Annotated in this window: 9 protein-coding genes; 3 read left to right on the top strand and 6 right to left on the bottom strand. The window is 70.7% G+C overall.

Annotation, left to right across the window (positions count from 1 at the left end):
- Positions 1-83: 83 nt before the first annotated feature.
- From OG226_RS47490 to OG226_RS47480, 3 genes are all read left to right on the top strand, one after another.
- Positions 84-749, top strand: coding sequence for a TMEM175 family protein (locus tag OG226_RS47490; protein ID WP_328685729.1), 666 nt, complete (start codon positions 84-86; stop codon positions 747-749).
- 31 nt (positions 750-780) lie between these two features.
- Positions 781-1674, top strand: coding sequence for a LysR family transcriptional regulator (locus tag OG226_RS47485; RefSeq protein ID WP_443044970.1), 894 nt, complete (start codon positions 781-783; stop codon positions 1672-1674).
- A 127-nt stretch (positions 1675-1801) separates the two neighbouring features.
- Positions 1802-2983, top strand: a complete 1182-nt coding sequence (locus OG226_RS47480; RefSeq protein WP_329352706.1) for an aminotransferase class V-fold PLP-dependent enzyme — start codon at positions 1802-1804, stop codon at positions 2981-2983.
- 19 nt (positions 2984-3002) lie between these two features.
- Here the strand turns inward: OG226_RS47480 and OG226_RS47475 are convergent, their stop codons facing one another.
- The 6 genes from OG226_RS47475 to OG226_RS47450 are packed head-to-tail and all read right to left on the bottom strand — an operon-like array spanning position 3003 to position 14524.
- Complete coding sequence (locus tag OG226_RS47475) at positions 3003-5741, bottom strand: glycoside hydrolase family 78 protein (protein ID WP_329352705.1); 2739 nt, start codon at positions 5739-5741, stop codon at positions 3003-3005.
- A 5-nt stretch (positions 5742-5746) separates the two neighbouring features.
- Entirely contained in the window at positions 5747-7318 is a 1572-nt protein-coding gene (locus tag OG226_RS47470; protein ID WP_329352704.1) for an apiosidase-like domain-containing protein, read from the bottom strand.
- Positions 7315-9867, bottom strand: coding sequence for a beta-glucosidase family protein (locus OG226_RS47465; RefSeq protein WP_329352703.1), 2553 nt, complete (start codon positions 9865-9867; stop codon positions 7315-7317). Before OG226_RS47465 ends, OG226_RS47470 begins: the two co-directional genes overlap by 4 nt.
- Positions 9864-12044 carry a beta-galactosidase gene (locus OG226_RS47460; protein WP_329352702.1) on the bottom strand — a complete coding sequence of 727 codons (2181 nt, stop codon included), beginning with the start codon at positions 12042-12044 and terminating at the stop codon, positions 9864-9866. Before OG226_RS47460 ends, OG226_RS47465 begins: the two co-directional genes overlap by 4 nt.
- A gap of 57 nt (positions 12045-12101) precedes the next feature.
- The gene (locus tag OG226_RS47455; protein ID WP_329352701.1) at positions 12102-13607 is read right to left on the bottom strand and encodes a glycoside hydrolase family 43 protein; all 1506 of its coding nucleotides are present in this window, start codon (positions 13605-13607) and stop codon (positions 12102-12104) included.
- Positions 13604-14524, bottom strand: coding sequence for an ABC transporter ATP-binding protein (locus OG226_RS47450; RefSeq protein WP_329353719.1), 921 nt, complete (start codon positions 14522-14524; stop codon positions 13604-13606). Before OG226_RS47450 ends, OG226_RS47455 begins: the two co-directional genes overlap by 4 nt.
- Positions 14525-14553 lie beyond the last annotated feature (29 nt).

Below are 14553 nucleotides of genomic sequence, written 5' to 3'. Positions count from 1 at the left end.
TTTGAAACTTCAAGCGCGCCTGACGGGTGCCTGTCCCGGCACTCTCTAGGATCGGTGCACGATCTTGACCTGTGGGAGTTCGGATGAGCGAGGATGTGCGGCCGGAGCCTGGGCTCTCGCCGGAGCGACTGGCCTTCTTCACGGACGCTGTCTTCGCGATCGCGATGACGCTCCTGGCCGTCGAACTGGAGCGACCGGACACGGAGGAGCGGGCGTCGGCTGGTGCGCTGGCCCGCTTCCTGGTCGACCAGCGGAATTCCTATCTGGCGTTCGCGCTGGCGTTCGTCCTGTTGTGGTCGGTGTGGCGGCGGCACCACCAGCTGATGGACCAGATCCGCGTGCTGTCGCCGACCTTCGTGTTCTGGCACGCGCCCTATCTGCTGCTGGTCGCGTTCCTGCCGTTCCCCACGACCGTCATCGGCTCCGCGATCACCAATCCGATGGCGCAGACCCTTTTCGCCGGGACCATGGCGGGCATCGTCTTCTGCGAGGTCGCCCTCAAAGAGGTCTCGGCCGACGGCGGCCTCGTCATCGGCGATGTCGCACGGGCCCGCAGACACGCCGACGCCTCCTGGGCGGTCGGCCTCTGGTTCGTCCTGAGCCTCGGTCTCGCCTGGGTGTTCTCCTACGCCTACGTCCTGTGGATCTTCGCGCCGCTGTCCGCCACCTACGGCGGTCCGCTCATCACCCGCCTCCGCGCCCTGCGCACACGCTCCCACGACGAGCAGACGCCGCCGACCGGGCCGTAGACAGTCGTAGACAATGGACGGAGTGAAGGGCATGTACAACCTGCGCCGCCTGGAGGTGCTGCGGGAGTTGAAGTACCGCGGCACGCTGGCCGCCGTCGCGACGGCCATGTCGTACAGCCCCTCGGCCGTCTCCCAGCAGCTGGCGCTCCTGGAGTCCGAGGTCGGCGCACCGCTGCTGGAGCGGGAGGGGCGTGGGGTCCGGCTGACGCCACAGGCCGAGATCCTCGTCGCCCGTACGGAGAAGGCCCTACGGGAACTGGAGCGCGCCGAGACGGAGATCGCGGCCTCGCTGCGGGAGGTGTCGGGGACGCTCAGGGTCGCGGCTTTCCAGACCGCCATGCTCGCGCTGCTGCCCGCCGCGCTGACCTGGCTGCGCGAGCACCATCCCCGGGTGCGGGTGGAGGCCACGCAGGCCGAGCCCGACACCTCGCTGCCCGGCCTGCTCACCCGGGACTTCGACCTCGTGATCGACGAGACGTTCCCCGGTCACCCGCGACCGGCGCGGTCCTCGGAGGTCGAACACCACCCCCTGTACGAGGACGCCATGCGGCTCGCGACCCCCGCGCCCGTGACGACCGTGGCCGAACTGGCCGAGCACCCCTGGGTGATGGAACCCGTCGGCACGCCCGCCCGCGCATGGGCGACCGGTGTCTGCCACGCGGCCGGCTTCGAGCCGGACGTCGCCTTTGTCTCCGCGGACATGCTGACCCACGCACGGCTGGTCGAACAGGGCCACGCGGTGGCCTTCCTGCCCGACATGCTCTGGTTCGACCGCACGCCCCGGCTGGCGCTCGACACCTCCGCCGTCCACGTCCGCACCGTACTCGCGACCGTGCGCGCCGGTGCCGGGGAGCATCCCCTGATCCGGACTTTCCTCGCCGCTCTGGGGTACGCGGTCGGCAGGCTGCCCGCTCGCACGGGGTGACGTCGCCGGGCCACCTCATTCATCAGCATTCCTAACCTTTCACATCCAGAAACATTCACTTTACTGAACGGGTGCGGCTTGAGAACGTGAAGGAAAGGGTTCCTCGGACAGACGGGAAGCACAGGACATGGACATCGAAGCGCTCCGCCAGGACACCCCGGGCACCGCGAACCGGGTACACCTCAACAACGCGGGAGCCGGTCTCCTGTCCCGTCGGACCCTGGAGGCCATGACCTCCCACCTGGAGCTGGAGGCGGCCATAGGCGGCTACGAAGCCGCAGGCCAGGAACGGGACCGCATCGACGCCACCCACGGGGCCATCGCCCGGCTGGTGGGCGGACAGGCGAACGAGATCGCACTGTTCGACAACTCCACCCACGCGTGGAACGCGGCCTTCTACTCCATGACGTTCAAGCCCGGCGACCGCATCCTCACCGGCCGGGACGAGTACGGCAGCAGTGTGCTCGCCTATCTGCAGACCGCCCGGCGCCACGGCGCCGAGGTCGTCGTCGTGCCCGACGACGAGGACGGACAGCTCGACACCGCGGCCCTGGCCGACCTGATCGACGAGCGCACCAGGCTCGTCGGCGTCACCCACATCCCCACCAGCGGCGGTCTGGTCAACCCGGCGGCCGAGATCGGCCGGATCACCCGCGCGGCCGGCGTCCCCTTCCTGCTGGACGCCACCCAGTCCGTGGGCCAGTTCCCCGTCGACGTCGCCGAGATCGGCTGCGACATGCTCACCGCGACCGGCCGCAAGTTCCTGCGGGGCCCGCGCGGCACGGGCTTCCTGTGGGTGCGTCCCGAGGCCCTGGAGTACCTGGACCCGTACGTCACCGAGATCGAGGCCGCGACCTGGGACGGCGAGCGCGGTTTCAGCTGGCACGACGGTGCGCGGCGCTTCGAGACATGGGAGGTCAGCTACTCCAACGTCCTCGGGCTGAGCGCGGCCGTCCAACAGGCCCTGGAACTCGGCATGGACGAGATCGGCCACCGCGCCATCGCCCTGGGCTCGTATCTGCGTGACCGCCTCGACGCACTGCCGGGTGTCACCACGTACGACCTGGGCCGCGACCGGTGCGCCATCGTGACCGTGAAGGTCGATGCCGTCCCCACGGCCGATGTCGCCGCGGCGCTCGCGAAGCAGGGGATCAACGTCACCACGACCGTGGCCGAGCACAGCCAGTTCGACACCGAACACCGCGGCGTCCACCCCTTGGTGCGGCTGTCCCCGCACTACTACAACACCGAGGCCGAACTCGACCAGGCCGTCGAGGCCATCGCCGAACTGGCCCACAGCGCGGGGTAGAGCGAGGAGGCCGCCCAAGTCACGGGAACCGGATCGCGGCCGGCGGCCAGGCCGGGGCGGTGTAGGGGCGGTGGAACGTATGACGCCCCGAACTCACCTCGAACGGGGCGCTGCCGTCCGGTAGTTGGACCTCGGCCCGGGTGTTCGGGGGTACCGACACCTCGACGACGAGGACGTCCCGTTCGCTGCCCGGGACATGCTCGATACGCCAGCCCGCCTCGGCCCTGCCGTACGGGGTGTCGTGGGCCGCCTTCGCCCAGGTCAGGTCGCCGCCCGGGACGGGGGCGATACGCAGTCGGCGCCAGCCGGGTCCGGCGGCGGCGAGACCCGCGACCGTGCGGTGCAGCCAGTCGGCGACCGCACCGAGGGCGTAGTGGTTGAACGAGGTCATCTCGCCGGGGTTGACGGTGCCGTCGGGCAGCATCGAGTCCCAGCGCTCCCAGACCGTGGTGGCGCCCATGGTCACCGGGTAGAGCCACGACGGGCAGTCCTTCTCCAGGAGCATGCGGTAGGCGAGTTGGGGCTCGCCCGCCGCGCACAGGACGTCGCAGATCAACGGCGTGCCGGTGAAGCCGGTGGCGATACGGAAGGACGCGCGGCGCACGATCTGCGCCAACCGCTCGGCAGCGCCCCGCCGTTGACGCTCCGTCGGCAGCAGCGCGAAGGCGATGGCCAGGGCGTACGCGGTCTGGGAGTCCGAGGACAGCCGGCCGTCCGGCGTGACGAACCGGTCGGCGAACCGCTCGCGTACGGCCTGCGCGTGCTCGTGGAAGCGGGCGGCGTCCTCCTTCCCGTCCAAGTGTCCTGTGTCGTCAAGGAGTTGGGCGACCTCGGCGAGGACCTCGGCGGAGCGGATGACATACGCGTTGGCCACGAGGTCGCCGTCGGTCCGCGCCTCACCCGGACGGTCCGGCGGGGCCTGCGGGTCGAGCCAGTCCCCGAGTTGGAAGTCCTGGCGCCACAGTCCGTCGCCCTCGGCGGTGAGCCGGATCGTGGCCTCGCCCCAGGCCCGCATGCTCGGGTACTGGGCGCGCAGCACCTCCAGATCCCCGAACCGCTGGTACAGGGTCCACGGCAGGAGCACCGCGACATCGGCCCACACCGCCTGCGCACCCGCGTCCTGGAAGGCGCCCGGCAACACATCGGGGACGACGAGGGGCGGCACTCCGTCCGGTCGCGCCAGCTGCTCCGCGGACAGGTCGCGCAGCCAGCCGGTCAGCATGCCGGAGCAGTCGTGGAGGAAGGACGCGGTGGGCGCGAAGACCTGGATGTCGCCGGTCCAGCCCATGCGTTCGTCGCGCTGCGGGCAGTCCGTGGGGATGTCGAGGAAATTGCCGCGCATGCCCTGCACGACGTTCTCGTGCAGCCGGTTCACGAGGGCGTCGGAGCACTCGAACCAGCCGGTGCGGGCCATGTCCGTGTGGAGTACGACCGCTTCGACGTCGGCCGGGTCGAGCGGTCCGGGCCAGTTCCCGATCTCGGCGTACCTGAAGCCGTGGAAGGTGAAGAGAGGTTCGTAGGTCTCAACCCGCTCGTCTTCGCCTACCGCTCCCTCCCCTTCATCTCCCTCCCCTTCATCTCCCTCCCCTGCGTCACCCTCCACGCCTTCGCCGCGCAGGACGTACGTGTCCGTGGCGGCGGCGAACCGCAGGGGGCGGGTGCTCAGTTCGCCGTGCTCCAGCACCTCCGCGTGGCGCAGGGTGACCTCGTGGCCGGCGGGACCCTTCACTCGGATACGTAGTCGGCCGACCAGGTTCTGTCCGAAGTCCAGGACGGTCTTCCCCGACGGCGTCGTGATGACCTCCACCGGGGCGACGGTCTGGGTGCGTCGCACGGGCGGACCCGTCGGTGCCACCAACTCGGCTCCAGGGGGCGGGAGTTCGCGGACGTGACGCCAACCGGACGTGTCATGTCCCGGCGCGGACCACCCCGGCCGCTCCCGCCGCGCGTCGTACGCCTCACCGTCGTAGATCTCCGAACGCAGCACCGGGCCGGTCGTCGTACGCCAGCGCTCGTCGGTGCGGACGGTCTGCGTCGTGCCGTCGGCGTACGCGATCTCCAACTGGGCGAGGAGCGCGCGGTGTTCACCGTAGATGTCGCGGCTACCGCCGTGGAAGCCGAGGCGTCCGGTGTACCAACCCTCGCCGAGCAGGGCGCCGATGGTGTTCTCACCGGTTCGCAGCAACGGCGTCACGTCGAACGTCTGGTAGCGCAGGCGGTGTTGATACGAGGTCCAGCCCGGGGCCATGACCTCGTCCCCCACGTGCTCCCCGTTGATCTCGGCCGCGTAGACGCCGTACGCGGTGATGTACAGCCGGGCGGAGGCGACGGGACCGGCGAGGGTGAAGTCGCGGCGGAGCAGTGCCACGGGGAGTGGTTCCTCGGCGGGGGTGCCGAGGTCCGGGGTGACGGGGCAGGCCGTCCAGTCGGCCGCGTCCAGGAGCCCGGTCTCGGCGTACGCGTGCTCCGACCAGGGGGATGGCGCGTCCTCCCCTTCGCCCCAGACGCGTACGCGTACACCGACGCGTTCCCGGGAGCCGAGGCGTGGCCCCGGCCAGGGGACGAGGACGGACGCGTCGGACTCCAGGCGTCCGGTGTCGGCGAGGACCGTGCCGTCGACGGCGGTGATCTCCACCTGGTGGGCGGCCTGGTGCCAGTCCCCGGTGTCGGTGACCGTCCGCCAGCTGAGGCGGGGAGCGGATTCGCCGATGCCCAGGGGTTCACGGTGGTGCTCGAAGGTGGGTGGTGAGACATGCACGGGGATCAACTCCGGCTCGGGTCATGGCAGATGTACACCCGTGGGGCTCCGCCTTCGTCGGGTACGGGTTCTACGGCGGTGGCGCGCACGCCCTCGCGGACGGTACCGCCGGTGCGGGGATCGACCACCCGGTACGGAAGCGGGACGTTCTCCGGGTCGGTGATGAACAGCGGGCCGCCCTCCTCCGCGTAGCAGAGGTACAGCACGCCGGGGACGGACAGGCCCCGGGGCGCCAGGGCGGAGCGCCAGTCGGGCCGCATGTCCGTCAGAGGGAGACCTTCGAGGATGCGGGAGATCAGCCCGACGTGGCGTGAGCCCTCGAAGTGCAGTGCCTCGCGCCAGCCGGCGTCCTCGGCCAGGAAGAACTCCTCGTGGCCGGGTTCGGCGGCGTGCAACCGCCACTGCCACAGGCTCGCCGCGCCGTAGACCACGCCCATGGTGCCGCCGGCGCAGAGGTTGCTCCAGGCCTCGTGTCCCTGCCACCAGCCCGCGGCGCGGCCTGGACGCCCGGTGTTCTCGTACGTCGGCTCGGCGTTGGCGACCGCCTTGGCGGGGGTGTTGCGCCACATGTCGGCGACGCGTTCCTGGACGTGCCCGCCCATGTGGCCGGTCTGGCACCACTGGAAGTGCAGCCAACTCTCGCTCTGGTGCGCCGAGTTGTCGGCGTGCGGCCGGTAGTGGATGCCGCAGGGCTGGCCGTGGTCGTCCCAGCGGCCGATCTCCGCACCGCCCGCCGGGATCTGCGGTTCGTGGCCCTCACCGTCGGCGCCGACCAGATAGACGGTGGGACCGGCGCCGTAACGAGCCACCAGATAACGGCAGTAGCGCGCGTACTCCTGCGGCGGGACCACCGGCCCGGCCACCCGCAGGCCCTTCCAGCCGAACCCGTGGAAGAGCGGCTGGAGTACCGGGACGATTCCATGGTCGCGCAGGATGCCGATCAGCCGGTCCACGTACTGGAAATACGCCGGGTTGAGCACATTGACGTGCCCGGTGGGCAGGTCCTCGAAGCCGACGTCGAACCCCTCGTCCACAGTGCGGTCGCGCGGTCCGCGCGCGTCCATGTCGGGCTGGACGCTCATCAACAGGGCCGCGTTGAAGCCTTTGTCCCGCCGGTCGGCGGCGTACTCCGTGACCTGCTCCTCGGTGGCCCGCCAGGGCAGGGCCCAGGCGGTGTCGCCGACCAGCAGCGCGGGCGTCCCGTCGGCGTGCACCAGGCTCCGTCCGCCGGGCGACATCCGCCAAAAGCCGTGCCGGTGGAAGGAGTTGGTGTCATCGACGGCGGGGTGCACGACGAGAGTTCCGCCCTGTCCTGACAGTCCTTCGTCCGCGACGGAACTGCCGCTGCGCCAGGTCCAGCGGCCGTTCGCCTCCGGGGAGGCGAACCGGACCTTCCAGACCCGGCCGCCGTCCCAGAAGGCCGGGCGGCGCAGGACCGTGCCGGAGTCGTGGGTGAACTCGGCCCATACGTCGATGTCGGTGTACGGGTTGGCGTGGTCGCGGGCCCCGGTGAGGGTGATCTCGGTCTGCCGCCAGGGGGCGACCACCGGGTCCGCTTCCGGCCGCGTATCACTCATGAGTCGCCGACGGCGATGTCCGCGGCCAGCGGCAGGGTCGCCGAGGACGGTCCGGCTTCCAGGGCGAAGGTCCCCAACTCGACCTCCCAGCGGCCCACTTCGGTGTCCCAGTGCTGGAACGCCCGCCCGTCCACGGTGACCGTCGCGACGGTCTCCTCGCCGGGTGCCGCCTCGACCACGGCGAACCCGGCGAGCCAGCGGAGCGGGCGCTCGACGGCACCTCCCGGACGGCCGGCGTAGACCTGCACGACCTCCTTTCCGTGCCGGGTGCCGCTGTTGCGTATACGCACCTCTACGGTGAGATCGGCGCCGGACGGCACCTCGCCGGGGGCGTCGATCGAGACGTAGTCCCAGGTGGTGTAGCCGAGTCCGTGTCCGAAGGCGTAACGGGGCGGCTGGGAGCCGGTGCGGCCGTCGCCCCGGTAGCCGATGAACAGCCCCTCGTCGTAGGCGAGTACGCCGTCGATCGGCTCGGTGGCGGGCAGTCCCTGCTCGGTGGCGGGCCACACGGTCGGCAGTCGGCCGCCCGGTTCCGCGACGCCCAGCAGGACGTCGGCGAGCGCGTTGCCGAACTCCTGGCCGGGGAACCAGGCGAGCAGCACCGCCGCCACCTCCTCGGACCACGGAAGCAGCACCGGCGCACCGGAGTTGACCACCACGACGGTACGGGGGTTGGCCGCGGCGACCCGGCGGACGAGTTCGTCCTGCCGGCCGGGCAGGGCCAGACTGTCGCGGTCGAAGCCCTCGCTCTCGACCTCTTCGGTGGTGCCGACCACGACTACGGCGACGTCGGCCTCGCGGGCGAGTGCCACGGCCCGCTCGATCTCCTCGTCGTCGCTGCCGTGCGGCGGCTGGAGGTTGAGCTGGAACATGGTGACCGCGTCGCCGAGGGCGTCGTCCGACGAGTCGACGTCGTGGGTGACCATGGCGTGAGCGACCGTGTCGTGGGTGAGGACGACCTCGGTCTCCTCGCCCTCCGCCAGATCGACGGTGTGCAGACGTTGCGGCGGAGTCATCAGACCCTCCACCAGGTCGGCGCCCGGCGGGAGTTGAAGGCGCGCGTCGAACACCTCGGACCCCGCGACGGACAACCGGAAGCGTCCGATGCCCGAGCCGCCGATGGCGTACCGGCCGGCGTCGGTCGCGCGGATCACGGTGCGCACCTCGACCCGGGCGACCTGACCGGTGGGCACACCGGGGCCGTAGGACCCCATCCAGGTGTAGGCGCCCCCGGCGCGGCGCTCGGAGCCGAGGAGAGTTCCGTCCTCGGAGAGGAAGTTCACCTCCACGCCCTCGCCGGAGCCGTCGGGGTGGCGGAGGTAGGCAAGTGCCGCCGCGGGTACGCGAGTTTGCGGGGTGACACCGACGCCGTGGGTGACCTCGACGTCGGCGCCCAGGGCCGCACGGATGCCGTCGAGAGGTGAGACGGTGTAGGGCGGGAAGACGGTGGCGCTGCCTCCGCCGAGGGTTCGGGCCGCGGCGGCGTTGGGGCCGAGGACGGCGACCCTGGTCAACGCAGCCCGGTGCAGGGGTAGTTGGGCGTTCTCGTTGCGGGCCAGGACGAATCCGGCGGCTGCGGTTTCGCGCAGGCGGGCCGCCACGGACTCGGCGTCGTAGTGGGGCGGAAGGACGGGGGCGGGCACATCGGTCAGCGCGCCGACCCGGGCGGCGAGGCGCAGCAGTCGTAGCACCTTGTCGTCGACGAGGGACTCTTCGACCTTGCCCTTGCGTACGGCGGCGACCAGCGCGTCGCCCCAGGGGCCGATCGGGCCGGGCATCACCAGGTCGAGGGCGGCGCGGGCGGACGGCTCGGTGGTGCGGGCGGCGAACCAGTCCGACATCACCAGGCCGTCGAAGTCCCAGTCGTCGTGCAGCACTTGGCGCAGCAGCGGGCTCTCGGTCATCGGGTGCCCGTTGACGCCGTTGTAGGCGGCCATCACGGCCCAGACCCGGCCCTCGCCGACAATCCGCTCGAACGGCGCCAAGTACAGCTCACGCAGGGCGCGTTCGCCGATGCGCGCGTCGAGCGTCATGCGCTGGGTCTCGGAGTCGTTGCCGACGAAGTGCTTGACGGTGGCCGCGACGCCGCCGTCCTGGACGCCTCGGACGTAGGCGACGCCGATGCGGGCGGTGAGCAGCGGGTCCTCGCTGAAGCACTCGAAGTGCCGTCCGCCGTAAGGGGTTCGGTGCAGGTTCACGGTGGGGGCGAGGAGGACGTCGACGCCCTTGGCGCGTGCCTCGTGGGCGAGCAGTCCGCCGAGTCGTTCGATCAGCGGTTCGTCCCAGGTGGCGGAAAGTGCGGTGGGCGAGGGCACGTTGGCGGAGGGGCTGCGTTCGTCCCACAACTCGCCGCGGACTCCGGCGGGTCCGTCCGAGACGACCAACCGGCGTAGTCCGACGGCGGGTTCGGGGTGGAGGGACCAGAAGTCGGCGCCGGTCAGCAGCCTCACCTTCTGCTCCAGGGTGAGCGCACCGAGGCGCCTGGCGAGCTCGGCTTCGTCGGTTGCGGAGGGGGTGGAGGGGGCGTCGGTGGTGGGCTGCCGGGTCACGGCGTCCTCCTCGGTGAAGGTGACGGTGAAAATGCGGGTGCGGGTGCGGGTGAAGTGGGATCGTCGTCGCGTTCGATGAGCAACCGGACGTCCCAGGGCCCGAGTTCGAGCGCGGTTCCGGCGGCGAGGGGCTCACCGGTGAACAAGTCGTGGACGCGCCCAGGAAGGCGGTAACTGACCGTGCCCCAGGCCCAGTTGTGGACGAAACGCAGGACGGCGCCGTCGGCGGTGGTGGCCGACGTACAGGTGACGGACGGCGGCCGGTCCTCGCGCCAGGTGTCGGAGGGGAGCGAGACCGCGGTGACCCACTCGGCGAGGCTGCGCGAGAGTTCGCGGTCCGGGACCGTGCCGACGTGGGTCACGCGGCCGGCGCCGCACTCGTGCGTGGTGACGGCGGCGAACTGGCCGAGGTGCGGATGGTCGTACCCGGCGAGGACCGCGGCACCCTCCGCGATCAGTCCATCGGCCCAGGCGGTGGCGTGCCCGTGCAGAGCGGGGCCGTTCATGTCCCCTGGGGTGATCGTGACCGGGGTCAGCACATTGGTGAACTCCTGGTAGCGCACGCCCGCCACAGGCCGCAGCACTCCGGGCATGACCGTGTGCCGGGCGACAGCCTCCTCGTCGGCGTAGCCGGTGCGCGGGGTGAGGACGAGATGGCCGCCGGCTTCGGCGTACCGGCGCAGCAGGTCGAGCGTCGCGTCGTCCGCGATGTACAGCGCCGGGACGACCAGCACCGGCCACCGGTCCGCCAACTCCTCCGGAATGGAGGGAAGTTGCTCTGGGGAAACGATGTCGACGGACAGCCCGGCGTCGAACAGCCCCCGGTAGAAGACGGCGACGATGCGGTCGTAGGACTGTGGATCACCGAACCAGGCAGGGGTGTTGCCCCGGAGCGGTGCCATGAACTCCATGGCCCAGCGGCTGTCGGCGGACAGCAGCATCGCCACGTCGCTGCGGGGCCGTAGGCCCTCGATCGCGGCGCCGGCCTGCTTGAACTCCCCCGCGATTTCGGAGAGTTCGTCGTACGTCCGGCCGGGTTCCAGGCTGTGGCCGAGGATGCCGCCCCAGTAGGTCTCGGCGCCGTAGTGCAGGGAGTGCCAGTGCCAGTACTCGATCATCCTGGCGCCGCGCGCGACCATGCTCCACACGGCCTGGCGGGCTTGGCCGCGGTAGAGGGGGAAGTTGTCGGCTGAGCCGCCGATCGAGGTGGCGTTGGTCTCCATGACGAGGAAGGGTTCCTGGCGGATGCCGCGTGCCATGTCGTTCTGGAGGTAGAGCCAGGCGGGACCGGACCAGGCGACGAAGAACGGATACAGGCCGCCCTCCGGCTCGTCGGGACCTGGAAGGGCCAACCCGTCCTGCGTGGCGTAGTAGATGTTCGCCCCGGCGATGTCGAGCGGCCGGCCGATCGTCGCGATGTCCAGACCCTGTTGGCCGAGGGCGACGCAGGTGGTGACGAAGTGGTGCTCAGGGACGAGGCCGCGGACCAACTCGGCGTGCCAGGTGATGTATTCCTGCGTCAGCCGCGATTGATAGCGGCGCCAGGCGAGGTCGTACGACGGGGTGGAGTTGCCGTCGGGGGTCCACAGGTCCGCCCAGTCCCGCAGCCGGTGGGACCAATAGGTCAGTCCCCAGCGGCGGTTGAGGGTCTCGACGTCGCCGTAGTGTTCGCGGAGGTGGTCGAGGAAGCCCTGGAACACCGAGTCGTTGTGGAAGAGCCGCAGTCCGGGTTCGTTGTCGACCTGCCAGCCGATGACCGCCGGGTGGTCGGCGTAACGCCCCACGATCTCGCGGACCAGCCGCTCGGCGAGATGTCGGAAGGCGGGGTGCGAGTAGTCCGCGTCCTGGCGCATGCCGTACGGGATGGGCTGCCCGGTGCCCGAACGGGCCGCCGTTTCCGGGTACTTGCGGCGCAGCCAGGGCGGGACGGCGTAGGTCGGGGTGCCCACGATCGCCTTGATGCCTCGGTCGTTGGCGGCGTCGAGCACCGGTTGCAGCCAGTCGAGTTCGAAGTGGCCCTCACGGGGTTCCCAGGTCGACCAGACCGACTCGCCGACCCGGATGACACTGAACCCGGCCTCGGCCATCAGATCGAGGTCCTGCGCGAGCCGCTCGTACGGCTGGTACTCGGTGTAGTACGCGGCTCCGAAGAGCATGCGTGAGGAGGAGGTGCCCATACGGTGCTGGTGACTTTCTCTCAGGTGCCGGTCGGTGTCGTGGAGGGGGCGAAGGTGTCAGTCCTCGCCCCGGTACCTGAACTGGTGGAAGGCGACGGCTCCTTCAGCGGCGTACATGCCGACGACTCGGCCGGTGAAGGACGCGGCGGTCTCCGCGGAGACGTAGCGGCCGTCGAGTGCGGCGAGTTCGACCGGTCCGCTGTCGGTGTCGGTGTCGGTCTCGACGGACAGGCGGACCATGTCGGGGCCCAGGGCGTCGAGGCCCATGCCCCGCACCGGCTCGGTCTCGATCCGTACGGTCACCGGTCCCGGCCCCGGGGGAATCTGCTGCTCCCAGGTCTGACACAGCCCGCCCACCCGAGCGCGGGCGCGGGCGATTCCGGCGCCCACCTCGATGTCGTAGTGATGCCGTTCGTCGATCCGCAGGCTCAGCCCGCCGACTCCTCCGGCGCTGTCCACGCGGACCGAGAAGACGGCCGCCTGGTGCTGCTGACGGCGGCCGACGAACCGCGGTCGCGGGTCGTCCATGGTGGAGCCGTCGGCATGTATGACGAGGTGGGCCGGTCGTTCGGTGAGTGAGGACCAGTCGGCGGCCGGTGTCCGTATGGAGAGCCATTCCGGGCCGAGTTGGGCGCCGGTGAAGTCTTCGTGGTGCTCAACCGGTGCGGTGGGCGGGGTCAGTTGGACCGGCTGGACCACCGGCCAGCCGTCAACCCATTCCAGCGTCGTGCTGAATGTCTCCCGGCCCATCGGAGAGAACGCCCTCGTCAGACCACCGGGCCGCATCCCCAGCAGGAACAGCGCCCAGCCGCCGTCGGGAGTGCGCACGAGGTCGGCGTGGCCGGTGTTCTGGACCGGGCGGGCGGTGCTGCGGGCGCTGAGCACCGGGTTGGCCGGGCCGCCTTCGAAGGGGCCGTCGGGACGGGTGCCGCGGGCGATGCTCACGGAGTGCCCGCGCTCGGTGCCTCCCTCGGCGATCAGGAGGTACCAGGTGCCGTCGATCTCGTAGAGGTGCGGCGCCTCGGGGAACATCAGGCCCGTGCCCGACCACAACGACCGGGGTTCTTCGAGGGCTTGACCCGTCTCCAGGTCCATGCGGACCTGCTGGATGCCGAGGTGCTCGCCGGCGTGGTCGCCGTCGAGTTGGAGTCCCGAGTACGTGACGAAACAGGTGCCGTCGGCGTCCCACGCGAGGTCCGGGTCGATGCCCGGCACGCCTTGCATGACAATGCCGTCGGACCAGGGTCCCTCGGCCCGTTCGGCGGTGAAGATGAGGCTGCCGCGCCCCATCGCGTCGGTGACGACCAGCCAGAAGCGGCCGTCGTGGAAACGGATGGTGGGCGCCCAGGCCCCGCCGAGCGTCGGGACCTTCTCCACCGCCAACTGACCGGGCCGGGTGACCACGTTGCCGATCTGCTCCCACCGCACCAGGTCGCGGCTGTGGAACAGCGGTACGCCGGGGAGGTACTCGAAGCTGGAACAGGCGAGGTAGTAGTCGTCGCCGACGCGGGTGATGCTGGGGTCCGGGTGGAAGCCGGGGAGGACGGGGTTGGGCAGGGTCATGCTCGGTCTCCCGACGTCGGGGCGGTCGTGGATACGGCTGTGGAGTCGCCCGGAGAATTCGCCGTGGCGGCCACCAGCCGTCGGCGCTCGGCCCGGCGTTCCGCCTGCCGCTGTGGGTCCGGCACCGGCGCGGCAAGCAACAGTCGCTGGGTGTACGGGTGTTGAGGTGCTGTGGTGACGTTGGCCGCGTCGCCGGTCTCGATGATCTCTCCGCCGCGCATCACCGCCACCCGGTGGCTGATGTGCCGGACGACGGACAGGTCGTGGGTGACGAAGAGGTAGGCGACGCCGGTGCGTTCCTGGATCTCGACGAACAGGTCCAGTACCCGGGCCTGGGTCGACAGGTCCAGTGCGCTGACCGGTTCGTCGCAGACGATGACGCGCGGGTCCCGGGACAACGCCCGTGCGATGGCGATGCGTTGGCGCTGCCCGCCGGAGAACTCGCGCGGCAGCCGGTCCCCGGCGTCGGCGGGCAGCCGTACGTGGTCGAGCAGGTCCCGCACCCGCTTCTCGGCCTCCGTCCGAGGGGTTCCCGCGACGCGCAGCGGTTCGCTGAGGATGTCGTTCACGGTCATCGCCGGGTTGAGGGAGGTGTACGGGTCCTGAAACACCACCTGGATGTCACTGCTGAGCGCCCGGCGTTCCTTCGCGCCGAGACCCGAGACGACCTTGCCGTCGTAGCGGACGGTGCCGGAGGCGATCGGGGCCAGTCCGAGGACGGCGCGGCCCAGTGTGGTCTTGCCCGATCCCGACTCGCCGACCAGTCCGAGGGTCTCGCCCGCGCCGATGGTGATCGACACGCCCTTCAGTACCCGGAACGGCGGCTTGCGCCGGCCTTTCGCCGGGTACTCCACGACCAACTGGTCGGCGACCAGAAGGGGTTCGGCCGGGAGTTCCTTGTCCGGCGTCCCGTTCATGGCTCCGTTTTTGGCCCCGTTCAATGTCC

It is taken from the genome of Streptomyces sp. NBC_01261, assembly GCF_036226385.1.
Taxonomy (GTDB): Bacteria; Actinomycetota; Actinomycetes; order Streptomycetales; family Streptomycetaceae; genus Streptomyces.
Note: the sequence above shows the minus strand (reverse complement) of the source record. Positions and strands in the feature narration are given on the sequence as shown.